Origin of the sequence: Sinorhizobium sp. 22678, assembly GCF_052044265.1 — a bacterium.
Classification (GTDB): domain Bacteria; phylum Pseudomonadota; class Alphaproteobacteria; order Rhizobiales; family Rhizobiaceae; genus Sinorhizobium; species Sinorhizobium meliloti_A.
Genome location: NZ_JBQEMS010000006.1, coordinates 82,803 through 107,480 on the forward strand (window position 1 = coordinate 82,803; position 24,678 = coordinate 107,480).

Consider the following 24,678-nt stretch of genomic DNA (forward strand, 5'->3'; position numbering starts at 1 on the left):
GGAACAAGGACCGGAGAAGAAGATGAACAGAACGGCCCCCATGAAACAAAGAAGCGTTCCATTGAGCAGCATCATGCCCAGCGAAGACCAGTCAGACGGCTTTATCGACCTCGACCGGCTTGTCGCCGCAGTCTTTCGTCGTGCCCGGCTCGTGGCCGCATTCGTCCTGCTCTTCATTGCGCTGGGGGTCGCTTATCTCCTGTTTGCCACGCCCTATTACACGTCGATGACGCAGATCCTTCTCGACGAAAACCTGTCCAAATACGCCGAGGAGGAACCTACCCCGGTAAACAGCCAGATGCTCGACACGCAGATTGCGAGTGCGGTCGAGATCCTGAAATCCGGCGAACTCGCATTGCGCGTCGTCGACAAGCTCAAACTCGACGAAAACGATACGATACTCAATCCGCCGCAGTCGCCCGTTGCCGTCGTCAAGGACTGGTTGAAATCGGCAACCGGGCTTTTTTCCGGCGGTCCCGACGTTACGGAAGAACAGGCGCGCAACGGACGGCGGCAGAAGGCAGCCGCGATCATACAGCAATCGCTCGCGGTCGAACGTGTTTCGCGCAGCTCGGTCGTGGCCGTTGCCTTTCGCTCAAGCGACCCCTTGCTTGCGGCGACCATCGCGCGCGGTTACGCAAGTGCCTATCTGACAGATCAGTTGAACGCCAATTTCGAGGCGACCGAGCGCGCTTCCGTCTGGCTGCAGGAACGGCTTACGGATCTTCAGCAGCGCTCGCAGGCCGCCGCGCTCGAAGTCGCGCATTTCAGGGCCGAGAACGGTCTGACGGCTGCACGGGGCGAGCTGATGTCCGAGCAGCAGATGGCCGATCTCAACAGCCAGCTCATCGTCGCCCAGGCCGATACGGCAAGTGCGTCGGCCCGTTACAACCAGTACAAGTCGATCGTCGACCAGGGACCGGAGAACGCGGTCAAGAACGCCACCATTTCCTCAAAGGAGGGTGACAATTCGGTGATCCGTGACCTTAGGACCCGCTATCTCACCGTCGGCAAGCGCGAGCGGGAAGTCTCGGACAATTTCGGCGCCGACCACCCGCAGGCGGTATCGCTCCGCGCCGAGCAGGAGGATGTCGCGCGGCAGATATACCAGGAACTGCAGCAACTCACTGCAAGCTACAAGAACGAATACGAGGTCGCGCAGTCGCGCGAGGCATCGCTCAGGAAGAGCATCCAGGGCATTGCCGGCAAGACCTCCGACGCCAGCGAGCAACTCGTTCAATTAAGGGAGCTCGAACAGAAGGCAGCGGCTCTGAAGACGCTCTACGAATCCTATCTCGGCCGCTACGAACAGGCGACGCAGCAGCAATCCTTCCCGATCGCCAAGGCGCGCGTCATCTCCGAGGCCGGCGTGCCCGTGTCGCCGTCGAGCCCCAAGAAAACCATGACTCTCGCGCTCTCCGCCGTGCTCGGCATGATGGTCGGCGGGGCTTACGCGGCCTTCCTCGAATTCCGCGAACGGACTTTCCGCCTGGAAGGCGACATCCGCTCGATCCTCGGCCATCGCTCGCTCGGCTACGTTCCGCTGCTCGGAACGCGTATGAAGAAGAAGGCACAACTGGTCCATGCGCATTTCGGCTCGGTGAAAAGACACGACGAAGCTGTCGACGACACGATGCCGTTCCAACGACTTTCGCGCATCGTCGTCGATGCGCCGCGTTCGACCTTCGCGGAGACCTTCCGCAACGCCAAGCTCGCCTGCGACCAGATGCTCGCCGGCAGCGAAAGCCGCGTGATCGCCATTGCATCGGCCCTTCCGGACGAGGGAAAGTCGATCATTGCCGCGAACTTCGCCGCGCTTCTGGCGGCGAGCGGCAAGCGGACCCTGCTCATCGATGCCGACATACGCAAGCCGGGACTGACTCAGATGATCACGCCCGCCCCGCGCACCGGGCTCGTCGAAACGCTGACCGGAGAAGCCACCTGGCCCGCCGGAATCAAGGTGGACCAGCGCACCAAGCTCGCAATTCTTCCGGCCGGCGGCGCATCGCATCAGCGGCATCAGAGCAATGAGCTGCTCGCCTCCCCGGCCATGGCGAACCTCATCGAGAACGCCCGCAACGCCTTCGACTACGTCGTCGTCGATCTTGCCGCACTCGCCCCCGTCGTCGACGCTAAGGCTTTCGCGCCGCTTGCCGACGGTATTCTCTTCGTGGTCGAGTGGGGAAGGACGCCTTCGCGGCTCGTACGCGATCTGCTCAATTCGGAACCATTGATCAACTCGAAGGTGCTGGGCGTCATCCTCAACAAGACGGACATGAACGAACTCGGCAAATACAGCGACTTCGACGGGGCGGAGAAATACCGCCACCGCTACGGCAAATATTACGTCGAGAATACGATTACGGAAAACAACGCCGCATGAGGCGACCGCGGCCGCGCCACCTGTGCGCGGCCTTTTCGCCCTTCGCCGTCAGACCTTGCGGCGATCGACGATCCAAGCGGCTGCCATTAGCGCGATGACCGCCGCTAGGGCAACGAGTGCCAGCGCATAGAAAAGCGAATATTCGACCAGCGACGGCAGCATCGAAAGACAACGCCGCACCCTGCCAGGCGACCGCCGCCAATCCGGCAGGTCGTCACGGTTGAAAGCCTCCAGCCGGCGGGTAAGAAAATGCATATCGCGAGAACCGATCGCCAATCGAAGCCATGGACGCGGTCATGCTGCTGAACAACAGTGGCGATAGCGAGGCACTTCAGCTCCCCGAACCGTCACCCGGCAGTCAATCTTCCCACCACCGGTGGAAATGATGGACCGGGCCGCGCCCCTGGCCTATCTCCAGGCGGTCGGCGGCGGAGATTGCGGCATGCAGATAGGACTTGGCGGCACTCACCGCTTCGACCAGCGGCAAGCCTTTCGCAAGGCCGGCGGCAATGGCTGCCGACAGGGTGCAGCCGGTGCCGTGGTCGTTGCGCGTCTCGATCCGCGCGGCGGGAAGGCGGACAAGAGTGTCGCCGTCGAAGAAGAGGTCTGTGGCCTCCCGGCCCTTCAAGTGCCCGCCCTTGACCAGAACCGCATATGCGCCGGTCCGCATGATCGCTTCCGCCTGGCGCGCCATCTCCGCCTCGTCCTCGGCGATTGCGCGCCCGGTCATCAGCGCGGCCTCGGCAAGATTGGGCGTGGCGACGAGCGCCAGCGGCAACAGCTCTTCGATGAGCGCCGTAACGGCATCCGGCCGAAGCAACGCGTCGCCGGAGGTCGCAACCATGACCGGATCCACGACGGCCCGTTTTCCGGACCGGCGCAATCCATCGGCAATGGCGGCGATCGTTTCCCGACGCGAGACCATGCCGATCTTGACGGCCTTCACGTCGAGATCGGAGAAGACGGCGTCCATCTGCGCCGACACGATTTCAGCGGAGACATCCTCGACGGCCGTCACGCCCCTGGTGTTCTGGGCCGTGATCGCAGTGATGACGCTGGCGCCGTAAACGCCGAGCGCCGAAAACGTCTTGAGGTCCGCCTGAATACCGGCGCCGCCGCCCGAGTCCGAGCCGGCGATGGTGAGAGCAATCGCCGTCATGCCCAGGCCTCCTTCGCACGAGGGCAGATGATGCTTGCGAGCGGTACGGCAGTGGACGTCATCGATCGATCTCCAGACGGAACATCACGGAGATCCAGGAAAGGCGATGAAAAGGCGAACTTGCCGCTGGCGGCCTTCTTTCCGTTCCTACGCCGGCATGACCCGGATCAGGTTCAAGGGTCCGGCTCAACGCCATCTCAGCACCGTCTGGTGCTCCCCTCGGAATGCGCTATCTATGCGGTTGTGGCAAAGCGATGTCAACGCGCCCGCGCAAAGGCTTGTAAGACCCGGCTTTTAGGCCGGCCGGCAAAAATATACCCGCAGCCCGGCCACCTATGATGCGGTCATTCCTTCTGCCGCCGTCAATCGCTCGTTTCCTCCTCGAAAACGGCGGCGATTGCGTTATTCTTAGCAAAATTTCGTCGTACAGGAGGGAACACGCCATGAGTTTGCGCATCAACGATACCGCCCCTGATTTCACCGCCGAGACAACGCAGGGCACGATCAATTTCCATGAATGGATCGGCGACGGCTGGGCTGTCCTTTTCTCCCATCCGAAGAACTTTACTCCCGTCTGCACCACGGAACTCGGCGCCATGGCCGGCATCGAGCCGGAGTTCCGCAAGCGCGGCGTCAAGATCATCGGCATTTCGGTCGACCCGGTCGAAAGTCACACCAAGTGGAAGAACGACATCAAGGTCGCGACCGGCTTCGAGGTCGACTACCCGCTGATCGGCGACCGCGATCTGAAGGTGGCAAAGCTTTACGACATGCTGCCGGCCGGCGCCGGAGAGACGTCCGAGGGCCGGACGCCTGCGGATAACGCCACCGTGCGTTCGGTCTACGTCATCGGCCCCGACAAGAAGATCAAGCTGATCCTCACCTATCCGATGACCACCGGCCGCAACTTCAACGAGATCCTGCGCGCCATCGACTCGATCCAGCTCACCGCCAAGCATCAGGTGGCAACACCCGCGAACTGGCAGCAGGGCGAGGACGTCATCATCACGGCCGCCGTCTCCAACGAGGACGCCGTGCAGCGTTTCGGGTCGTTCGACACCGTGCTTCCCTATCTCCGGAAGACGAAGCAGCCAACGGCCTAAGCAAACCCGCTGCGAAGAGTCAGTCGATCGGGCGCGTCAATTCATCAAGGGCGACGCGCCCTTGGCGCTTTTTGCTAACATGGTTGTTTAACGCGCACAGAGCAGAACCATCTGCCTCAATCCGCTTTGGCGATGGAGATGATCTCCGCCAGAACCCCGTGCAGAGCGTCGCGATAGCCGTTGCGTGCCGAGGGGCCGCTTTCATCCGACGTCATGACCACGGTCAGGTCAAGGGACGGCACTATGTAGAGCATCTGACCGCCATAGCCCCAAGCGTAATACACATCCTCGTCGCCGATCCGGCGCGTGAACCAGCCATATCCGTAGCCGTCGCCGGTAAAACGGGAGGCCGTGCGCGGCTGCCAGGAAAGCTCCACCCAATCGGCCGGGACGACCTGCCGTCCGTCTGCGGTGCGGCCGCGGTTGCGATAGAGCTCACCGAAGGCAAGCAGCGATCGCGCGCTCATCGCCATCTGGTTGCCCCCGAGATAGATGCCCTGGGGATCCCGCTCCCAGGCGCCGATCCGGAAACCCTCGACAGGACCGAGCCATTCGCGCGCAAGCGCCAGTGTCGACTTGCCGCCGACCTTGGTCAGTATTGCCGAGAGCAGATGGGTCGAGGCGGTCGAATAAAGCATCCGACCTCCGGGCTCGTCGTCGAAGGGCTGTGCCAGTGCGAAACGAACCCAGTTGCGGCTCGACACCCAGCGGCCGTAATTCGGCCCGGACATGCGCCCCAGTCCCGCTTGCATCGAAAGCAGGTTGCCGATGGTGATGTCGTTGATCCGGGGGTCGGCCTGCGACGGGAGGTCTTCCTTCAGGAGCGGCGCGATCTTCTGCTCCGGGCCGTCGAGCAGACCCTTGTCGATCGCAATGCCCACAAGTGCGGATACGATCGATTTCGACGCCGACTTGATGTTGGTCGACTCCGAGGGCGTGTGGCCGCGATAACCCTTCTCGGCAATCGTCTCCCCGTCCCTGGCAACGACCACGGTCTTCAGCGGTTTCAACTCTTCTCTGGTCGCCAGGGCCGTCAGCAAGGTGGTGACGGACTGATCCTGCGCGGCTGCCGCCGAGTGGAAACCGAAGAGCGCAAGGAACGTAACAACGAGCATAGTCATGCGTTCGACCTAGGGCGAATGGCACGACAAGTCATCAAGTGCAGTCCAAGCTCACGACGATGTGACCTTGCCTGAAGGTCGGCTACATCGATGCTCCGGGGTTCATTCCCTCCAGATCGCAACATCGACGGGTTTCAGCGTGCGGCCCCCCAGGTAGAACTCGGCCGACGGCCCTGCGGGCACCTCCGCGGAGGTCCGGCCGAAATTGAAGGCGAAACGGAGATTGCCGCGGCGCGTCACGCGAAGATCGCCGAGGTCGGGCAGGCTTTCCAGTCCAGCCCAGCCGAGCGCGTCGCCGATCACCTTGTCGAGCAATGCGCCGTTGGCCGCAACGGCCAGATAGCGTGCCTTGTCGTTGCCGACGAGCGCCGGAGCGCCGTTGCGATACTCCCCGTCGAAGCTTGCGAGAACGGTCTCGTTCGTCCTTACCGTCTCGCGCCAGCCGGCCGCCTGATAAGCCTCGTTGCCGTAGAGAACGGTCTCGCTATGAAACTCCGGCAGCGACTCGACCCGCGAGACGCTGATATCGATGAGCTTCGCCAGCGATCCCGGCGGCAGTCCCTCGGGGATGTGCATGTCCTTCGTCTTGCTGCCGCTGCGCGCGCCGAAGACCACCTTGGCGTCCGCTCGCGCGAGCCGCTCGACGAAAGCCTCCTCGGCAATGACGAGATCCGGCGCGAGGATCAGCTTGTATCCGTCGAGGTCCGAGTGCTGGCCTATGAAATCCACATCGACGCCCAGACGCGCCGCCGTCGAATACCAATCGAGCGCAACCGCCGAAGCGGAATAGCTCCGCCCCTGCGGCAGGACGCGTGTCGCCCAGCGCGATTCGTAGTCGAGAAGGATCGCGACTTGCGCCTTGCCACGCACCTCTCCCCCGGGCAGGCGCTTCATTTCCGCGACGACTTCGGCGACTTCAAGATAGCCCTGATCCGCCTCGCTGTTTGGAAGAAGGAGGCCCGCGTGAAACTGTTCCTGCGCGAAAGGCGCCTGGCGCCAGCGGAAATAAGAGACCATGTCGACCCCATGGGCATAGGCGAGCCAGGTCCAGAGCCGAACCATGCCGTCGGCCGGCGACTGGTTGTGCGCCGCCCAGTTCACAGGCCCCGGCTGCTGCTCCATGACCCAGACGCGGCCGCGGCCGACGGCTCGGTAGAGGTCGTGGTTGAAGGCCGGCTGGTCGGGATCCCCCACCCGGAGATAATGCTCCTTGTCCTTCGCTGCGAGCCGCCCGTTGAGCAGGCCGCCCATCGGGTAGACGTCCCAGGAGGCAATGTCGATGTCCTCGCCGACGGAGTAATGGTCGAAATCGGTATTCTGCGACATGAAGTTGTGCGTCACCGGACGGCCGGGCGAATGCGCCCGGATAATATCGACCTGGACCTTGTTGAAGCTCTTTACCTGATCGGAAGAGAAACGGATGAAATCAACACCGTGGGTCGGGCTCGGCTCCTCCACCAGGCTGTTCGGCAGATCGATTTCCTCAAAGCTGTTGTAGTTCATCGACCAGAACGCCGTGCCCCAGGCGCGGTTCAGTTCCTCGATCGAGCCGTAGCGTTCGGCCAGCCACAGGCGGAATGCCCTCACCGCTTCGGCGGAATAGCTGTAGATCGTGTCGTGGTCGCCATATTCATTGTCCGTCTGCCAGGCATGGACATAGATGTGTTCGCCATAGCGGCGCGCCATCGCCTCGGTGATGCGCGCCGCCTCGGAGCGGTAGCGCCGGCTCGAGAAGCAATAGTGGCGTCGCGCGCCGAATTTACGCACCGTCCCCGTCGCATCCACCGGCAGAATGTCGGGATAGCGGTCCACGAGCCATTTCGGCGGGGCCGCCGTCGGCGTGCCGAGGATGACCTTGAGGCCGGCCTTGCCCAGAACGTCGATCGCTTCGTCCAGCCATTCCCAATGAAATTCGCCCGACCGCGGCTCTATCTTCGCCCAGGCGAATTCGCCGATGCGAACCCAGGAGAGGCCGAGCTCGATCATCCGCCCGGCGTCTTCCGCCCATTTCTCGCGCGGCCATTGTTCAGGATAGTAGCACACGCCGAGTTCGAGCCTGTCAGGCGTCCGAAAGTCGGAATTGAAGCGATTGGGGCTCGTCAGCGGCATGTGCAAGGTAAAGTCCTTTGTCGATTTTCTGGATTGGCGGCGGACGCACGTGGCGAGCAGGCGCGAAACGGCCGGAGCGAACTTAAACGTTTATATTAACCGGCGACCTCAATGGCGGATTGGTCGCTCATAGCTTCGGCCTCAGTCGGTCGTCCGAGCGCTCGATGAGGTCCGGCATCAGGAGCGTCTGCAGGGCCTCGGGTGGTTCTCCCTCCATCCGCCGCAGGATGAATTTGCCGAGCAGCGCGCTCGGCTCGCCGATCGGCAGGTAGTAGCTCGTGATCGGCGGTGCGAAATACTGGCTGACGTTCAGGTCGTCGGTCGCATTGATGACCGCGTCACGCCCATGCACCAGCCCGCGCGCGTGGAAGCCGGAAAAGGCGCCGAGCGCAGTGGCTTCGTTGGCACAGATATAGGCGGTGGGCGGATCGGCGAGCGCAGACATGGCCACCACATTCTCCCTGCCGAATGCGGGCGTCAGCCGACCATGAGCGACGAGCGCGGCATCGTAGGACAGGCCTGCCTCTTCGAGCGCTTTGCGATAGCTTTCCAGGCGAACGACACCGTAGGTGAACTGCTCTTTCGGATTGAGCAGCGCGATGCGCCTGTGGCCACGCTCGATCAGCCGCGCCATGGACAGGCGGATCATCTGTGCGTTGTCAGCGTCGACATAGGCGTGCGGCGCATTGTGGATGCTCATGCCGTAGGTCACGAAGGGGAACTCCGCTTCCTGCATCAACCGGATACGCGGATCGTCGGCCCGCGTGCCCGAAATGATGATGCCGTCGGCCTTCTTCATCGAAACGATCTGCCTGATCGTTTCCTGGCTTTCCTCGAAGTCGCGCACGGCGTAGAGCGAGACGCGATAGGGGCTTTCTTCCAGCGCCCAGGAAATACCGCTGAGGAGCTGCGCATATTCCACGCCCTCCCATTCGTTTTCCTTCGGGCCCGGCGCCGTCATTATGGCGGCAACCTGATAGGTCTTGCCGGTGCGCAGCTGCACGCCATGAAGATTGAGCTCGTAGCCCACGCGCTCGGCCGCATCGAGCACGATGGCCCTCGTCTCCGGGCGAACCTGCGGAGAATGCTTCAGAGCCTTGGAGACCGTCGCAATCGACAGTCCCGTCTCCCGCGCTATCGTCTTTATGGTCGGTCGCTGCATGACGGCTTCAACTCTTCACCGGTTTTGTCGCGGAGGGATTGCGCCAGCAGCAGGTAGACTGCGGACGTCCAGGCGAATGCCCGATCCCGAAGGCCCCTGCCCGAGCGCGCGTCGAAGTTTTCGGCCATACCGTGTGCATTGGCAAGTGCACAGAACCTCTGCGCGATTTCCCGGGCCAATGCACGCTCCCCCTGGCGGCGCAGTCCGTCCCAGAGGAGATAGGTCGTCGGCGCCCAGATAGGCCCGCGCCAATACCCATCATCCTCGTAATAGGAACTCCGGGGGCTTTCCGTCGCCGGGCCCCAATCGGTGATGAATGCGCCTTCCACCAGCCGGGCGACGAGCTGGCGGCACATCGTTCCGGGCAAGCGGGAGCCCAGCAGCAGCGGCATGAACTGGATCAGGCTATCCCCAGGGAGAATTCGTTCTGGGTCGGCGGCAAGACGCGCGGCAAAAGTCTCGCCGGTCCAGAGCGTGCCGACGAGGAGCGCTTGAAGTTCGTCTGCGGTGCGAAGCCAGCGGGCTGCCTTTTCCGGATCGTCCTCCAGCAGATTGGCAAGCGCCTCGCAGGCCAGGATGAGGAAGACCGGAAGGTCGGGTGACAGAACCGGGCCGCCTTCGGCAAAGAAACTCGCATTGTCCCAGCCGCTGTCATTGCCGTGGAAGTAGCTCGGCAGCACGCCGCCGCCGGCGCGGCCGTGGGTCAGCCAGTAGGAGACCTGCCTGCCGATCGCATCGCGCAGATAGGCCCGTCGCTCCGGCGTCAGGAAGGCGGGATTTTCGCGCGCCAGGCAGGACACGGCCCAGCCGTGAACCGGGGGCTTGGTGAAGGCGAAGAGCGCTTCGCGGTCGTTCACGTAGTCCGGCAGCAGGCCGGAAGCGTCCTGATGGTCGAAGATCGCTGCGAACTGGTCGAAGGCGAGCTCTTCGTCGAAGGCGGCCACGCCAAGTGCCGAGAAGGCATTGTCCCAGCTCCAGATGTTGATCATGGCGTTTTTCGACATGTAGATCGCCGGTCGGGTCAGCACGCCTTCGGCCGGCACGGTATTTGCCCAGAGGAGATAGGCCGCGAGCCGTTGCGCTTCCTCCTGTCCGGGGACACCCGCCGGGATCGATCGATACCAGGCGCCGAACTCGGCTGCGACGGTTGCATGCGCCTCCTCGAAGCTGCCGGGGCCTTTCGGCGGCGGGAGGGCGCGAAAGAAATCGACATTGCCCTCGAATGTCCCCTCGCCCGAGAGCGTGAAGGAAACGTCGGTGGACCGGTCCCTGTCCCATTTGCCGGAAACGGCCAGATCACCGAGACAGGCCCGCGGAATGAGTTTCACGTTCTCGCTTGCTGCCACGAGACAGTATTCGCCGCCGGGCGTGCGGTAGACATAATCGTAGCGCGATCCTTCGACATGGAAACGCACGCCTGCATTTTCGCCGCGAATGTGCAAGCGTTCGCCGTCTCCGATGACGAAGCGGACGATGCCCTCGCCGGTCCGCGCCACAAGCTGGTCCGGCGACAGTTCGAAGCGCGCCGCCGCCGGTCGGCCGTTCCCGTCCAGCAACTCGACCCGACACAGTCGTCCAAGCGAAGGACGCTCGTCGCCGCCGCTGACGCGTCTGAGATAAAGCGCACGCTCGCCGTCGCGCCCGGGAACACGCATCGTCGACAGCGTCAGGAAGCGCCCCTTTCGGCTGAAAGGAACATGGTCGATATCGAACAGCATCGCCTATCCCTTCACCGAAGAGCCGACGGCTCCATCCATGATATAGCGCTGCGCCAGGAAGAAGAGGGCGAGCGGCGGCAGGCAAAGGATGACGGTGATCGCCGCGATCGAGGTGACGTCGATCTCATGCAGGCCCTTGAACATCGAAAGCCCGAGGGTGAGCGTGTATTTCGACTGATCGTTGAGGAAGATCAATGGCCCCAGATAGTCGTTCCACGCATTCATGAAATGGAAGGTACCGACCAGCACCAGGGCCGGCAGCATCAGAGGCAGATGGATGCGCCAGTAGATGTCGAAACTGTTGGCACCGTCCATGCGGGCAGCCTCGTCGATCTCCATCGGTATCGTCATGATGTATTGGCGGAGCAGGAAGACGAAGAAGGCGTCGGCGAAATAGGCCGGCACGATCAGGGGTTTAAGCGTGTTGATCCAGCCCAGCATGTTGAATTCCATGTAGAGCGGGATCATCTTCACGTCCCAGGGTATCATCATGGTCGCGAGCAGCAGCACGAACAGGGCGTCGCGTCCGGGAAACCGGAAGCGGGCGAAGCCGAAGGCGACGAGCGAGCTCGACAGAAGCTGGCCGAGCGTCGAAAGGACGACGACGATCAGCGAGTTCGAAAGATAGGTGCCGAAGGGCTGCTTGTTCCAGGCGGCTGCGAAATTCTCCCAGTGCCACTCGGACGGCCAGAGGACCGGTGGGAACTGATATAGCTCCGCCGTGCTTTTGACCGCCGTCATGAAGGTCCAGTAGAACGGCGCGATGAACAGGGCGGACAGCAGGATCAGCGTCGCATAGAGGACTGTCTTACGCATCGCGGTCTCCATCGGCCGGCCGGACCTCGCCCTCGTAATAGACCCATGCGGCGGACCAGCGCATGACGACCAGGCTGAGTGTCAGCACGATCGCGAACATCACCCAGGAGCCCGCGGCGGCATAGCCCATGTCGAAATATTTGAAGGCGTTGTCGTAGATGTACATGGCAAAGAAATAGGTGGAGCCGAGAGGGCCGCCCTTCGTCAGCAGAAGCGCTATCGTCAGCTGCTGGAATGCGGAGATGATCGAGGTGATGAAGGTGAAGATCAGCATCGGCCCGAGCATCGGCAGGGTGATGAACAGCATCTGCGCCCAGCCCGGAACGCCCGAGACGGTCGCGGCCTCATAGAGCTCTTTCGGAATGGCCTTGAGACCGGTCAGAAGGATCAGCATCGTACCGCCGAGGCCCCAGAGGCTTGCGACGATGATGGCGACGAGGGCCAGGCTGGGATCGCCGAGCCAGTTCGGTCCATCGATGCCGACGAGCGACAGCATGAAGTTCAGCAGCCCGTATTCCCTGCTGTAGATCCAGCTCCAGATCGTCACAAGCGCAACGCCCGAGATCACGCTCGGCAAATAGAACACCGTGCGAAAGAAGCCGCTGGCGAAAGTCGCATGGTGCAGCAACAGCGCCAGCAGAAGCGACATGACGATGTTGAACGGCACGTAGATCGCCGCGAACTTCACCGTGATCCAGAGGCTCTCCCGGAATTGCGGGTCCTCCATGAACATGGAGCGGTAGTTGTCGAGTCCGACGAAGGTGCGCTCGCCGACGACGGGCCAGTCGAAAAAGCTCATCGTCAGCGAGAAGCAGAGTGGGCCGAGGGTGAAGAAGAGGAATCCGAGGATCCATGGGGAGATGAACAGGAAGGGCGCAAGATGCCGTCCGGCATTTGCTCGTCTGCGCCGAACGACCTCCACCTTCGGTCCAGCATGGGCAGCCATGTCCATCCCCCGCGCTCCTTACTTCAGCAGACGCTTGGAGCGCTTGACCGCATCGTCGAGATGGGCCTTGGCATTGCCCTGCTCGATCATCGTCGCTTCGATGGCGCGCGCCAGATTGTCCTGGATCTTGCTCCAGTTGGCGTTCTTCAGATAGGCGTGCCTTTCGGTGTTGGAGGTGGCGAGAATATCGAAGAAAGGCTTGTAGACGGGGTCCTTCGTCATCCCTTTCGCCTCGGCCACGCTCTTGCGCACCGGCAGGTCGTTGACGCGCATCGCGACCGAATCGGGCGAGGAGAAGAATTTCACGAATTCCCAGGCGAGGTCGGGATGGGCGGCGTCCTTGGCGATGGAGATCGCCGAAACGCCGAGTGCCGAATGGGCGGGGCGGTCGCCGAATGTCGGCAGCGGTGCGACGCCATAGCTGAAGCCGGCGGCATCGATATCTGCCTTGTCCCACATGGCGCTCTGGAGCATGGCGATCTTGCCGCCCTGGAACAGCGTGTCACCCCCCGTTTCGTCTCCGAGGTGCAGTGTCACGGCTTCCTCTTTCCGGGCCATGTCGGCGAACATGCCGAGCACCGCGGCAGCCGCGTCGCTGTTCATGTAGCCGTCGATCTCCTTGCCGTCGTCCGAGATGTATTTCGTGCCGTTCGACCAGAGGAACTGCTCGAAATCATAGGGGTCCGGCTTGGCGTCGACGGCGAACCCGTAGACCTTGCCGGCCTTGTCGCGGAACTTGGCTGCCTTGGCGCGCAGATCGTCCCAGGTCCAGCCCTCCTTCGGCTCTTCCACACCCGCCTTTGCAAACATTTCCTTGTTGTAGAAGACCACCTGGGTGGTGAAACCCGAGGGCATGCCGTAGGTCTTGCCTTCGATACGCGCCGTGTTCATCAGGCCTTCCGGAAAATCGTCCGGCTTGATCTCGGCCGGGTCGCGCGCGATCAGCTCATCGAGCGGCATCAGCGACGTGTAGTATTGCGGGAAGTTCCACATATACATGACATCGGGCGGATTGCCCGCGCCGAAGGCGGCGACGAGCTTCTGGTCGTAGCCCTCGGCATAGGGCTCGACCTGAACCTTCACGCCCGGGTGCTTCTCTTCGAATTTTTTGGCGATGGCCTGCTGGATGGCAAGGCTCTCGCCCGTGTCCCAGGTCGCGAAACGCAAGACCTCCTCTGCGCGCGCAGTCGCCGCACCGGCAACCGACAGGGCCACAAGCGATCCGATGATCGTCGTTTTCATATCAGGCATGTCTCTCCTCCAAAACCGGCGCACGCGCGCCCCTTGCCTTCTCGTTATCGATAAGTGCCTTCGTCTCCGGATCGAGCCGCCTCGCGATCGCCGTGCCTTCTGCATCGAACAGATGGCAGTGCTCGGGGGGAAGGCGGAGATGAACTTGATCTCGGCTCGCGACGGGATGGGTGCCGCGCACCACGGCGGTCAGATCACCACCGCCCTCGACACGGATGTGAACGTGACTTTCGGTGCCGAGCCGCTCGACGAGCCTCACCGTGCCGGCGAGATGCGCCTCCTCCGGCGAGGTCAGTTCGAGTTTGTCGGGGCGAATTCCCAGGGTGACCGGACGAACCCGGTCGATCGGTTCGGGCGAACACGTATCGAGCGTCACCGGCCGCGATAAGCCGCCTCCGGCAAGCGTCACGCCGGTTGCGCCCTGCTCCGCGACACCCGCCGGCAGGAAATTCATCCGCGGCGAGCCGATGAAGCCGGCGACGAAGAGATTTGCCGGACGGTAGAACAGTTCGAGCGGCGTGCCGAACTGGCTGACGCGTCCCTTGTCGAGCACCACGACCCGGTCGGAGAGAGTCATGGCCTCGACCTGGTCATGCGTCACATAGATCATCGTGACGCCGAGGCGTTCGTGCAGCGACGCCAGTTCGACGCGCATCGTCACCCGTAAGCCGGCATCGAGGTTGGAGAGCGGCTCATCGAGCAGGAAGAGCTTCGGCTCGCGCACGATCGCTCTGCCGATCGCCACACGCTGGCGCTGGCCGCCGGAAAGCTGGCGTGGCTTGCGGTCCAGGAGCTCCGTGATCCTCAGAATTTCGGCCGCATTGTTGACACGCCGCTCGATCTCGTTTCGCTTCACGCCGTTCAGCGCAAGGCCGAAGGAAAGATTCTTGCGCACGTTCATATGCGGATAGAGCGCGTAGTTCTGGAAGACCATGGCGATGTCGCGCCTGGCGGACGGAAGATCGGTGATGTCGCGCTCGCCGAGGCGGATCGATCCCCCGTCGAGATTTTCAAGTCCCGCGATCGAGCGCAGGAGCGTGCTCTTGCCGCAACCGGACGGCCCCAGAAAGCAGACGAACTCGCCGCCGGCGATCTCGAGATCGATGCCCTTCAGAATTTCATGCGAGCCGAAGGACTTGCGAAGATTGTCGATGCGAATAGCGGCCAAACTCTCCTCCCGACAGGCGGCGGATCAACCGCCTGCTCGTCAGCCTGTTAAACGTTTTTATCAGAAATAAAAACGTTTAACTTCGTTGTAAAGGGAAAACTTTCGTCAGCCGGGCGTGACAACGCGAGAGTGATCAATTGCCCGACTTTGGAGAAGATAAAGTGATCACGCCGCAAGCATAGAAGTTTCACGCCGTAAGGGCCTGGGTTCGAGGCCTTCGGTCGGGGGCCAGAAGTAATCGCCGGTGCGGCTAATGCCGTTGAGATTAGGGCCATCCGCGGCCGCTTGTTTGATTTCCTCATTCCTGTGCTCGTCACAGGAATCCAGCCAGACCAAGTCCTTGGGCTGAAAGAATGCTTCCCGCGCCGCAGACGCGGCGCTGCTCTCATCCCTGTGACGAGCACAGTGATGAGGACGGAGGAGAGATTCCAGTCCTCCGAAAATTTCCTACAGCGCCGCGCCTCTTATAAGACACGCAAAGGTCGCTGTCGCACTTTGAGCTGCTGCATGTTTTTGTCCATTGATCGGCTACGATCAAAGGACAAAACACGTTCTGGTCGCACAAATTTGGTATTGCTCCTGATGGACACGATCGCGGGAGCCAGGGCGTTCCGTGCTGCACCTTCGGCCCGGTACGTGTTTCGTTTCGGAGATGAGTGCCGTGCAACAAACGGAAATTGTCCATTCCTTCAAAGTTTGTTTCCAGGCGCGCGTGTTGGGATATTCCCATTCCTCGTCCTGTATTGACCCATCGGGCGGCCGGCGCATCACGTCATGGCTGGAGTTCTTCGACGATCCTCCGTTGGGTCTGCGTCGATACCGGCGGAAAAGCATGCTTAGAACCGACCCCCACGGGCATCCACTCACCCTCGACGGTTGCGATAGCCGCGGCAACAAATACAGCCTCACCAAGGCGGCGTTTCTGGATATGGAAATCGTCTTGGAGGCAAATATGATTGGTCAACTTGCCGAGGCCATCAGAATGCGATCCGGCCGTCTTGCGGCAGGATTCCTGACGATTCCATCCTTTCTTGCCGATGGCGGTCGTTGTTTCGACCTAAAGCTGAACAGGGTGGGTGCTCAATGGCAGTCGAACCTCAAGGAAACGCTGATTCTCAGTGAGCACGGGCGCCTCGATTGGCTGGAAACCTCGACACCGGGGATCTATTTCGAGAGGATTGAGGCACATCTTCCCGATTGGACGCCGGATATCGGCAGTCCAACCGGCTATCGCAGCCGTGACGAGATAAGGGTTGACGAAATCGAGATCGGACCGGCAGCCCTCAAGGGCACGATCGTCGCACCGGAAGGGCCCGCTTTTGCCACCGCCGTCTTTCTCGGAGGATCCGGCCGCTATGATCGCCACGGGCTGAGCGGCGATCTGAATCTCGGCTATGGGGCGATCCTCGATGGCCTTGCACAGCGTGGCCTCCGCTCCCTCCGCTACGAGCGTTACAAGACGCAGGAAGAGCTACCGAACCTTCGAACGTTCATTGATGGGGCGAAGGATGCATGGTCCACGATGGAGCGCCGAAAGGACGGAGCGCAGGCCAGGATTCTGCTCGGTCATAGTCTAGGGGGACTCATCGCGCTGATGGCTGCTCAAGAATTGCACGATGTGTCGGGAATAGTGCTGATCGCAGCTCCTGGAAGGCCGATCAACGCTATCATCAAGGACCAGATCGACTGGATGCTGACGAACGGCGGCTACACCGCCGAGCAGGCCGAGGCAGTCCGCAGCAAGCGAACGCTCTTGGAAGAGACGATCCGACAAGGGGGTCCACCGCCGGACGAGCTCTTCGGCCTGGAGGATCGTCTCGACCATCTTCGCGACCTCTCAAGGATAGAACCGACGAAATTGGCCGCCTCCATCGACTGCCCTCTGCTGATTTTTCACTGCGAGAACGATGTCCAAGTCTCGCGCGTGGATGCCGAACTGCTCGCGCTCGGAGGCTCGAAGGACCGTCCGCGCAAACTCGTTACCCTCGAAGGTGTAAACCACATCTTGCAGACTGCGCCGCGCAATGAGCGCGATGCCATCTGGCACTATGGAGAACGTCAGGTTGACGAGGGCACTCTCGATGCGATTGCCGATCATATCAAGCGCTTCATCACGAAAGCGTCGTGAAGGCAGGCTCTATCATGTTGCCTGACCCCGCTTACATCTGCAACCGAGGCGGAGTCCGACGAACGATCACCTCATGTTCTAAAATGTCGGACAGATTCGTAACTTTCGTATCGTGACGTCAGCCGGCCTGTACCCGCGCCAGCACCGCGTCGAGGGCATCGAGGAAACGGTCGCACTCGTCCGCGCTGAAGGGCGCGGGCGGCTTGATCTTCAGTACGTTGTGCTGCGGTCCCTCGCTCGACAGCAGGATGCGGTGCCTGTCCTTCATTTCGGCAATGACGAAGTCGAGCTCCGCTGCGGCCGGTTCGAGGGTGTCGCGATCGCGCACGAGCTCGATGCCGTTGAAGAGACCATAGCCGCGCACGTCGCCGATGATCGTGTGGCGGCTGGCGAGTTCGCGCGCTCCATCCATCAGACGGTTTCCGACGACCGCGCAATGGTGCATCAGGCGCTCGTCGCGGATGACGTCGAGTACGGCGAGGCCGATCTCGGCCGATACCGGATTTCCGCCGAAGGTGTTGAAATATTCCATTCCGTTTGCAAAGGCCGCAGCAATCGCCTCGGTGGTCACCACAGCCGCCATCGGGTGGCCGTTGCCGATCGGCTTGCCCATGGTGACGATGTCGGGCACGACCGCTTGCGTCTCATGCGCCCACATGTGACTGCCGACGCGGCCGAACCCCACCTGAACCTCGTCCGCGAGGCACAGCCCGCCGGCCGCACGCACATGCGCATAGGCCTCGCTGAGATAGCCATCCGGCAGAACCAGTTGGCCGCCCGTGCCGAGAATGCCCTCGCTGAAGAAGAGCGCGGGTTTGCGCCCTTCCGCCGCCAGCGCATCGATCTGCCGCTGCACGTCCTCGGCATATTTGCGCCCCGCGTCCGTATCGCCATAGCGATAGCGTCCCCGATAGAGGTCCGGCATCTCGGCAACCCGCACATGCGCCGGCCGCCCTTCCCCGCCCTTGCCCGCGAATTTATAGGGACTGACATCGATCAGGCTCGTCAGATGGCCGTGATAGGCGTGATCGACGGTGATGACGTCGCGGTTGCCGGTATAGGCGCGCGCCAGCCGGATCGCGAGATCGTTGGCTTCGCTGCCGGAATTGACGAAGAAGCAGACGTTCAGCGGATCAGGGAAGAGCGCCGCAAGCCGTCGGGAATATTCCACCAGACTGTCATGCAGATAGCGCGAATTGGTATTGAGCCGCGCCATCTGCATCTGCGCCGCCTTCACGACGCGTGGATGGCAATGGCCGACATGGCAGACATTGTTGACCATGTCGAGCCAGCGCCTACCCTCGTCATCGATCAGGTAGGCGCCCTCGCCGGCGACGATCTTCAGAGGCGCCGCTTCGTAGGCGATGCTTAAGGAACGACCGATGCGGCGCTGGCGTTCGCGCACCAGGAACGCCTTGTCGCGCTCGACAATCACCGACGCCGGAACGGAAAGGCCGAGCACGACGCTCGGATCGGGGCTGATCTCCCGCCAGACCTGCCACTGCTCTCTGACGCCGACGCCGTGGATGCGGCCCTCGAGGCCGAGATGATCGGTGACGATCTGGAAATGCAGGTGCGGAACCCAGCCGCCGTTTTCGGCGCGATCCCCCAGGGTCGCGAAAGCTTCGCCCCTGGCGACCGGCTGGCCGATCGAAAGCCGTGAGGCGCTTTCACGCGAGAGATGCCCGTAGAGCGTCCAGAACGTGTCGCCCTCGCCCGTCGTGTGTTCGAGCAGAATTGTCGGCCCGAAACCGTAAGGGACCGTGTCGTCATGGTAGAAGGCGACCTTGCCGGCGAAGGGTGCATGCACCGGCTCGTTGGCGGGAGCGAAGAGATCGATGCCGAGGTGAATCGTGCGGCGCAGGTTTGCAGTCGCCTGGTAGGCGTCACCCTTGTAGACCGCTCTGTCCTCCCCGTAGAGGCCAAGGCCGAAATCCGCCCCCTCCGCATGAATATGGGCGTCGATGCGCGCTTGCGCCACGTCCTTGTCGAGACCTGCCCAGTTCTCCGGGCTGTTCGCCGAAAAATCGAAGACGGCTGCCTTCGGTCTTGCAATGCCCGGCTTGATGACGCCCGAAAAATCATGCGCATTGCGCTCCAGCCACCGCACCACCCGTGCGGCCCTCGGGATGGGTGCGAAGCCGCAGGCGTCGCGAAGGCGGGCGATGGCGAACGAGCGGTTCTCTTGCTCGAGGCGTCTCAGTTCGCGCCAGACGTCCTCCTGGCTGACGAGCAGATAGGCGTTCTCGGGGTTGTCGCGGATCTGCCTTGCCGCCATGCACATGCTGACGGCGTAGCGGGTGCGCACGAGATCGAAGATCAGCTCGGCCTCCGTTTCGCCGAGCCGATTGACGCCGTGATAGGCGCCCGCCAGCCGCGCGATGGCGCCGATCGGATCCGGCGAACCGATCAGCGCATAGGCTGAGGCGACGGCCACCTCCACCACCCGATAGCTCTCGACCATATCGCCGAAGTCGAGCAGTCCGCTGACGCAGCCGTCGGCGCCGACGAGCACGTTATAGTCATTGGCATCGTTGTGGATGACCTGCCGGGGGCACGCCGCAAGGCGCGGCAGCACGGTGGAGACGAAGTGATCGAGGATCGCGCGAACCGCGCTCCGCTTCTCCACATCCTCGATCAGATCGACGTTGGCGAGGTGCATTTCCGCCCGGGCGATATCCCAGGCGTACTCTCTCCTGGCGCCGGGATGAGAGAAACCGGCGAGGCTGCGGTCGAGCTTGCCGAGCAGCGCCCCAAGGGTCTCGACGCTGTTGCTCGAGCGGTTGGCGGCTCGTGCCCAGATCTCCCCGGGCAGCCACGTCAGCAGACGTGCGACACGCTCTCCTTTGAATTCGACGCGGGTGAACGAGGCGCCGGAGCGGCTCGGCAAGGCCTTCGAGACGGGCAGATCCGTCGCCTCGCGCGCGAGATGGTCGAGAACTGCAATCTGCATGTCGAGCTCCTCGGGCGCGCCGAGGGCATGCAGTTTCAGGAGGAACGCGCGACCGTCGCTCGCCTGAATACGGAAATTGAGATCGTGCTCGCCGGGCAGCGCCACGGTTTCTCCCGCGACGCCGTATTCGCGGGCAAGCAGCGCTTCGATTGCTTCGATTTCCTGCACGTTCTTGAACTCGCTCGTCGTCATCGTCCCACTCGCTTCACCACGATACCGTTCTTCCGTCGAAGGCCCGGAAGCTGCCGCTCTCGGCGAGCCCGGCCCTGTCGATGATCGCCTTCAGGCCGGCGGCGCTTTCCGCAACCGGCACGCTCGCCTGATGGCCGCCCATATCGGTTCTGACCCAGCCGGGGTGGAGCGACAGCACGGTGACCCGGTGGGGATGCAAATCCTGCGCGAGCTTGACCGTGGCCATGTTCAGCGCCGCTTTCGAGCAACGATAGGCATAGTCTCCTTCGTCATCGTCGAGCGTGCCCTCGGCGAGCGATCCTGCGCGGCTGCTGATATTGGCGACGATGCGATCGCAGCCAGCGAGGAGATTTCGCAGCAGCGCCTGCACGACCAGGATCGGCGCCAGGGCATTGACGCGCATGACCTCCAGGAAATCCTCGGGTCTGACGGTCGACAGTCCGCCTGTGTCGCCGCGGACTCCGGCATTATTGATGAGGACATCGATCGGCTGCTCGCCGAGGCTTTCGGCAAGCGCCGCCATCGACCTCGCGTCCGTGACATCGAGTATCCGACGTTCGATGCCGGTTTCCCCATCCCTCGCCGACGGTTGGCGGACGCAGGCGATCACCTGCCAGCCGGCGGCTGCATATTGCCGTGCAAGTTCCTGACCCAGGCCCCGCGATGCACCGGTGATCAGCACCGTGCGCGGCCCCTCTTCCCGTCTCCTATCGATGCTTGATGTCATATTTCCGCTCGATCATGTTGATGAGGCTCGCCGCCGCGAGCGTCAGGAAGATGTAGAAGATGGCTGCCGAGTTATAGGGCGCAAAGGGCAGGAAACTCGCCGACTGGAACTCGCGCATGCGCTGGGTGATGTCGCGGATCGACAGAATCGACAGGAGCGACGTGTCCTTGAGGATCGCGATCAGCTCGTTGCCGAGCGGTGGAATGATGATCCGGAACGCCTGCGGCAGGACCACCAGCCGCGCCGTCTGCCACCGGTTGAGCCCGATGCTGCGCGCCGCTTCGATCTGGCCGACCGGGATGGCGTTGATGCCGGAGCGGAAGATTTCCGCCAGATAGGCGGAATAGGCAAGCGCCATGGCGGCGATGCCGCGCATCAGATTCGGCGGATCGAGCACGCCCTGCGTCACATCCTTCAACGCCCCGCTCAAGGGCAGGCCGACATAGAGCACGATCACCAGCATCGGAATGCCGCGGATCGTATCGACGACGAATTCCGAGCCGATCGCCAGGGGATGACGACGGTGCAGATAGCCGCCGAAGGTGAGCAGACCGAGGATGATTGCCAGGACGGCGAAAGTGATGCCTGCGGCCCGGTCTCGATCGTTCAGAGCCGCCGTTTCCCAAAGGAGCGGCAAGCCCCCGGGCACGGCTTCCGCCGGCAGAAGCGCGGCCCTCACCTCGTCCTTTTCCATCGCCGCGACTGCCTCCGCCGGGCCAAGGAAGGTTCGTACGGCCGCCTCTTCAGCGGGCGCGCCCGGATATTGGCCGAAGCGCACCGCGCCTATGAGGCCGGACGGCGTGTTGCTGACGATCGCGACCCTGCCGTCGAGCCGCCCCGCAAGCACATAGGCCGTGCGAGGCTGCAACAGGAACCAGGCGGCGACGAGCACCAAGCCGAGGGTCGCGAGCGCGAAGAAGAGGCTGGTGCGCGCCGTATAATGCAACTGAAGCAATCCGACCCAGATGAGGCCGATGATCGCAGCGAGAAGATAGGCGGCAATGGCCGCGCGGACCGTGGTCGCCACGCCGGCGGCAAAGGCGATATGCGCAAAGAAGAGGATGAACAGGAGCCCCGTACCGTTGACGAGGCCGATGCTCCACGCTCCTGCGCGATGCAGGATGCTTTCCCGCGCAGACGCCTTGCCGGCACCGAAGAAAAGCATGGAGCCGAACAGGGTCAGCGCGAAGTAGGCCGGAAAAAGCACGGCTTCGATGCCGCGCAGGGTCATGTCCGCGGCGTCCGTCAATCGCCGGGGGCTAAGCCCCTTCACGACGAGATCGGACGTGAAGGGATCGACGGCATTGGCGACGACCGACGCAAGGTAGGGATGAACGGCGTCGCTCAGAAGCAAGATGGCCGCCGCAGCGAGATTGAGCACGGCGGCAGCGAGCGCCAGCCGCGGCCGCGGCGCCTTGGCTCGGGAAAAGACGAGAACGGCGATACCCGAGCCGAAGGCGACGAGCAGGGCAAGGAAGCCAGGTACGAAGGCGGACGAGCCGTTCTCGACTCCGAGAATGGCTCTCAGCGAACGTTGGTAGTCACCGGAGGAGGCGAAAAGATAGATGATGAACGGCAGCGCTGTCAGAATGATCAGATTGCTGGGCCGCACGCTTCTCAGGAACGACATTCATCCCTCCGGGGATTCTGCGCAGAAATTCGGCCCCGGAGCGCAGACCGCTCCGGGGTGCTCGGATGAGGTTACTTCACGCCCCAGTATTTGTTGACGAGCTGATCCAGCGTGCCGTCGTCGCGGATCATCTTCAGTCCTTCGTTGAAGGCGGCGACGTTGGCATCGCCCTTGCGGAAGACGAGGCCGAGCGGATCGGATTCGAGGTCCCGGATCGCGACCACGAGTTCGCCTACGAACTCGCGTTCGTAAGCGGCAGCATTGGCGCCGTTGATGACGACGCCGTCGACATCTTTGTTCTTGAGCGCGATGATCGCGGCGCTGAAGCTGTCATAGGCGACGACGTTTTCTTTGCCGACCACCCCTTCGGCGACCTGCGCATCCGTGGTGTTGGCCTGGGCGGAAAGCTTCTTTCCCTTCGACTTGAAGTCCTCCAGTGATACGCCCTGGTCCTCGACCCGCATCAGCACCGCCTGGCTGTTGACGATGTAGGGATCGGAGAAATCCATGGCCTTCTTGCGTTCCTCGGTGATCGACACGCCCGAGGCAACGAGATCGAAGTTGCCCTGATCGAGCGCTGCGAAAATGCCGTCCCAACCGGTGGTCACGAATTCCGCCTGGCAGTTGATCTTTGCGCAGATCGCATTCACCACGTCGATATCGAAACCGACGATCTGGCCGGTCGCGGGATCGACGCTCTCCATCGGCGGCGAGGTCGTATCCGAGCCGACCTTCAGCAGCTTGCCGCCGAGATCGGCGGCCGACGCGCCGCCTGAGACGAGGGCCGCCATCGCAAGTGCAATTACGAGTGTTTTCACCTTGGTTCTCCTCCGTTGTGAATTCTTTTCCTACGCCGACTGCGCCAGGCGCCCGCCGAGATTGTCGAGCTGCCTCTCGATCAGCGTTGGCCTGAAAACCTGCTTCAACGTGCGCGCGTCCTCCCCCGCCATGCGCCGCAGCAGGAACTCCCCGAGGGTTCGCCCGAGTATCTCGATGGGCTGATAGAAGGTCGTGATCGGCGGCGTGAAATAGGCGCTGACATTGATGTCGTCATAGGCGACCACGTCGACATCGACGCCGATCCGCCGTCCACGCGAGCCCAGGCCCGAAAGCACTCCGAGCGTGGTCGACTCGTTGCTGCAGACGAAGGCCGTCGGCGGCCGCGCCGCGTCGAGAAGACCGAGCGCGCTCTCGCGGCCGAACTGGGTAGAGAGATCGCCTTCGGCGATCAGATCGTCGGACGGCGATAGCCCCGCCTCGCGAAAAGCCCGCATGAAGCCGTCCACCCTGTCCTCGGCGTAGGAGAGATGCCGGAGCGGATTGACGAGCGCGATCCGCCGGTGTCCGCCGGCAATCAGCCGGGCGGTCGCCGCATGGGCCGCCCATTCGTTGTCGATATCGACATGTGCGTAGTCGAGGGGTTTCCGACAGCGACCGAGAGAGACGAAGGGAAATCGGCTCTCGACCAGGAGATCGATACGCGGGTCGTCGGCGCGTATGCCTGAGAATATCAGTCCGTCCGCCAGACCCTCATCGATGACCCGGCGCGCCGCCTCGCAGCCGTCCTCCACATTGCGCACGACATGGACCGACATGCGATAGTCGCTGCCTTCCAGTGCCTGACTGATGCCGCTGAGTATCTGGGTATATTCGACGCCGTCCCATTCATAGTCGCGCGCAGCCGTTACCGGCATGAGCACGGCAGCCTGGCAGGTCCGGCCGGTCCTCAGCGCCATGCCGCGGGCGTTGGCACGATAGCCTATCTCCGCAGCGGCACGATGGATGAGCGCCTTCGTGTCCGGGGCAACCATGGGAGAACCGTTGAGCGCCTTCGACACGGTCGCAATGGAATAGCCCGTAGCCTCGGCCAGAGCCTTGATCCCCGGCCGTGCGCGCGGTGACTGCGTGTTTTCCATGATCGGCCTCCCGACGAAAGCCGTATCAGCTGATAAAAACGATTTCAATGAAAAATATAAACGTTTTTATTCCGTGTCCGCATGAGTACATGCGATCGATGGAATATGTCGGCGAACGGAATTCTGGAGAATGGCTGCGCTACGAGACCCGGCGGCGCAACAGGATGCTAGGGAAACGAGCTCATGCCGTTTACGG

At 62.4% G+C, this 24,678-nt stretch carries 18 protein-coding genes and 1 riboswitch; of the genes, 3 read left to right on the forward strand and 15 right to left on the reverse strand.

Going from position 1 to position 24,678, the window contains the following annotated elements; all coding sequences use genetic code 11:
* Positions 1–22 precede the first annotated feature (22 nt).
* Positions 23–2,383 (forward strand): succinoglycan biosynthesis transport protein ExoP, encoded by a 2,361-nt coding sequence (exoP, locus tag ACTJKL_RS11160; protein ID WP_440852901.1) that lies wholly within the window; start codon positions 23–25, stop codon positions 2,381–2,383.
* Between the two features lie 48 nt (positions 2,384–2,431).
* Here exoP and ACTJKL_RS11165 read toward each other — a convergent pair whose 3' ends face one another.
* Positions 2,432–2,638 carry a hypothetical protein gene (locus tag ACTJKL_RS11165; protein WP_440852902.1) on the reverse strand — a complete coding sequence of 69 codons (207 nt, stop codon included), beginning with the start codon at positions 2,636–2,638 and terminating at the stop codon, positions 2,432–2,434.
* 103 nt (positions 2,639–2,741) lie between these two features.
* Positions 2,742–3,542 (reverse strand): bifunctional hydroxymethylpyrimidine kinase/phosphomethylpyrimidine kinase, encoded by an 801-nt coding sequence (gene thiD, locus ACTJKL_RS11170; RefSeq protein WP_440852903.1) that lies wholly within the window; start codon positions 3,540–3,542, stop codon positions 2,742–2,744.
* A gap of 127 nt (positions 3,543–3,669) precedes the next feature.
* Positions 3,670–3,772: riboswitch (TPP riboswitch) on the reverse strand.
* A 213-nt stretch (positions 3,773–3,985) separates the two neighbouring features.
* Here thiD and ACTJKL_RS11175 point away from each other — a divergent pair.
* Positions 3,986–4,645, forward strand: a complete 660-nt coding sequence (locus tag ACTJKL_RS11175) for a peroxiredoxin (protein WP_018098374.1) — start codon at positions 3,986–3,988, stop codon at positions 4,643–4,645.
* Between the two features lie 116 nt (positions 4,646–4,761).
* Here ACTJKL_RS11175 and ACTJKL_RS11180 read toward each other — a convergent pair whose 3' ends face one another.
* From ACTJKL_RS11180 to ACTJKL_RS11215, 8 genes are all read right to left on the reverse strand, one after another.
* Positions 4,762–5,766 carry a serine hydrolase domain-containing protein gene (locus ACTJKL_RS11180; protein ID WP_275599228.1) on the reverse strand — a complete coding sequence of 335 codons (1,005 nt, stop codon included), beginning with the start codon at positions 5,764–5,766 and terminating at the stop codon, positions 4,762–4,764.
* A gap of 102 nt (positions 5,767–5,868) precedes the next feature.
* Positions 5,869–7,881, reverse strand: a complete 2,013-nt coding sequence (locus ACTJKL_RS11185) for a beta-galactosidase (protein ID WP_440852904.1) — start codon at positions 7,879–7,881, stop codon at positions 5,869–5,871.
* Positions 7,882–8,002: 121 nt separating this feature from the next.
* Positions 8,003–9,037, reverse strand: a complete 1,035-nt coding sequence (locus tag ACTJKL_RS11190) for a LacI family DNA-binding transcriptional regulator (protein ID WP_379939300.1) — start codon at positions 9,035–9,037, stop codon at positions 8,003–8,005.
* Positions 9,019–10,755 carry an amylo-alpha-1,6-glucosidase gene (locus ACTJKL_RS11195; RefSeq protein WP_440852905.1) on the reverse strand — a complete coding sequence of 579 codons (1,737 nt, stop codon included), beginning with the start codon at positions 10,753–10,755 and terminating at the stop codon, positions 9,019–9,021. Before ACTJKL_RS11195 ends, ACTJKL_RS11190 begins: the two co-directional genes overlap by 19 nt.
* Positions 10,756–10,758: 3 nt before the next feature.
* Positions 10,759–11,571, reverse strand: a complete 813-nt coding sequence (locus tag ACTJKL_RS11200; protein WP_102762627.1) for a carbohydrate ABC transporter permease — start codon at positions 11,569–11,571, stop codon at positions 10,759–10,761.
* Positions 11,564–12,523 (reverse strand): carbohydrate ABC transporter permease, encoded by a 960-nt coding sequence (locus tag ACTJKL_RS11205; RefSeq protein WP_411922868.1) that lies wholly within the window; start codon positions 12,521–12,523, stop codon positions 11,564–11,566. The genes ACTJKL_RS11200 and ACTJKL_RS11205 overlap by 8 nt, the downstream gene beginning before the upstream one ends.
* 12 nt (positions 12,524–12,535) lie before the next feature.
* Positions 12,536–13,768 carry an ABC transporter substrate-binding protein gene (locus ACTJKL_RS11210; protein ID WP_440852906.1) on the reverse strand — a complete coding sequence of 411 codons (1,233 nt, stop codon included), beginning with the start codon at positions 13,766–13,768 and terminating at the stop codon, positions 12,536–12,538.
* The gene (locus ACTJKL_RS11215) at positions 13,761–14,936 is read right to left on the reverse strand and encodes an ABC transporter ATP-binding protein (protein ID WP_440852907.1); all 1,176 of its coding nucleotides are present in this window, start codon (positions 14,934–14,936) and stop codon (positions 13,761–13,763) included. Before ACTJKL_RS11215 ends, ACTJKL_RS11210 begins: the two co-directional genes overlap by 8 nt.
* Before the next feature lie 652 nt (positions 14,937–15,588).
* Here ACTJKL_RS11215 and ACTJKL_RS11220 point away from each other — a divergent pair.
* Positions 15,589–17,064, forward strand: a complete 1,476-nt coding sequence (locus tag ACTJKL_RS11220; protein WP_440852908.1) for an alpha/beta fold hydrolase — start codon at positions 15,589–15,591, stop codon at positions 17,062–17,064.
* A gap of 118 nt (positions 17,065–17,182) precedes the next feature.
* Here ACTJKL_RS11220 and ACTJKL_RS11225 read toward each other — a convergent pair whose 3' ends face one another.
* The 5 genes from ACTJKL_RS11225 to ACTJKL_RS11245 all read right to left on the reverse strand — a co-directional run bounded on the left by ACTJKL_RS11225 (position 17,183) and on the right by ACTJKL_RS11245 (position 24,482).
* Positions 17,183–20,209: an aminotransferase class III-fold pyridoxal phosphate-dependent enzyme gene (locus tag ACTJKL_RS11225; protein WP_440852909.1), complete on the reverse strand. Its 3,027-nt coding sequence runs from the start codon at positions 20,207–20,209 to the stop codon at positions 17,183–17,185.
* A 13-nt stretch (positions 20,210–20,222) separates the two neighbouring features.
* Positions 20,223–20,891 carry an SDR family oxidoreductase gene (locus ACTJKL_RS11230; RefSeq protein WP_440852973.1) on the reverse strand — a complete coding sequence of 223 codons (669 nt, stop codon included), beginning with the start codon at positions 20,889–20,891 and terminating at the stop codon, positions 20,223–20,225.
* Positions 20,892–20,916: 25 nt separating this feature from the next.
* Entirely contained in the window at positions 20,917–22,566 is a 1,650-nt protein-coding gene (locus tag ACTJKL_RS11235; RefSeq protein ID WP_440852910.1) for an amino acid ABC transporter permease, read from the reverse strand.
* Between the two features lie 71 nt (positions 22,567–22,637).
* On the reverse strand, positions 22,638–23,384 hold the full coding sequence (locus ACTJKL_RS11240; RefSeq protein ID WP_275599235.1) for a transporter substrate-binding domain-containing protein: 747 nt from the start codon (positions 23,382–23,384) through the stop codon (positions 22,638–22,640).
* 30 nt (positions 23,385–23,414) lie between these two features.
* On the reverse strand, positions 23,415–24,482 hold the full coding sequence (locus ACTJKL_RS11245; protein ID WP_440852911.1) for a LacI family DNA-binding transcriptional regulator: 1,068 nt from the start codon (positions 24,480–24,482) through the stop codon (positions 23,415–23,417).
* Between the last annotated feature and the right edge of the window lie 196 nt (positions 24,483–24,678).

What these genes read in the sequence shown, in the direction of transcription:
- thiD (WP_440852903.1), bottom strand. Translation starts at nt 3,542, where the DNA reads ATGACGGCGATTGCTCTCACCATCGCCGGCTCGGACTCGGGCGGCGGC.
- ACTJKL_RS11210 (WP_440852906.1), bottom strand. Translation starts at nt 13,768, where the DNA reads ATGCCTGATATGAAAACGACGATCATCGGATCGCTTGTGGCCCTGTCG.
- ACTJKL_RS11195 (WP_440852905.1), bottom strand. Translation starts at nt 10,755, where the DNA reads ATGCTGTTCGATATCGACCATGTTCCTTTCAGCCGAAAGGGGCGCTTC.
- ACTJKL_RS11180 (WP_275599228.1), bottom strand. Translation starts at nt 5,766, where the DNA reads ATGACTATGCTCGTTGTTACGTTCCTTGCGCTCTTCGGTTTCCACTCG.
- ACTJKL_RS11165 (WP_440852902.1), bottom strand. Translation starts at nt 2,638, where the DNA reads ATGCATTTTCTTACCCGCCGGCTGGAGGCTTTCAACCGTGACGACCTG.
- ACTJKL_RS11245 (WP_440852911.1), bottom strand. Translation starts at nt 24,482, where the DNA reads ATGGAAAACACGCAGTCACCGCGCGCACGGCCGGGGATCAAGGCTCTG.
- ACTJKL_RS11220 (WP_440852908.1), top strand. Translation starts at nt 15,589, where the DNA reads ATGAGTGCCGTGCAACAAACGGAAATTGTCCATTCCTTCAAAGTTTGT.
- ACTJKL_RS11175 (WP_018098374.1), top strand. Translation starts at nt 3,986, where the DNA reads ATGAGTTTGCGCATCAACGATACCGCCCCTGATTTCACCGCCGAGACA.
- ACTJKL_RS11200 (WP_102762627.1), bottom strand. Translation starts at nt 11,571, where the DNA reads ATGCGTAAGACAGTCCTCTATGCGACGCTGATCCTGCTGTCCGCCCTG.
- ACTJKL_RS11205 (WP_411922868.1), bottom strand. Translation starts at nt 12,523, where the DNA reads ATGGACATGGCTGCCCATGCTGGACCGAAGGTGGAGGTCGTTCGGCGC.
- exoP (WP_440852901.1), top strand. Translation starts at nt 23, where the DNA reads ATGAACAGAACGGCCCCCATGAAACAAAGAAGCGTTCCATTGAGCAGC.
- ACTJKL_RS11225 (WP_440852909.1), bottom strand. Translation starts at nt 20,209, where the DNA reads ATGACGACGAGCGAGTTCAAGAACGTGCAGGAAATCGAAGCAATCGAA.
- ACTJKL_RS11190 (WP_379939300.1), bottom strand. Translation starts at nt 9,037, where the DNA reads ATGCAGCGACCGACCATAAAGACGATAGCGCGGGAGACGGGACTGTCG.
- ACTJKL_RS11235 (WP_440852910.1), bottom strand. Translation starts at nt 22,566, where the DNA reads ATGTCGTTCCTGAGAAGCGTGCGGCCCAGCAATCTGATCATTCTGACA.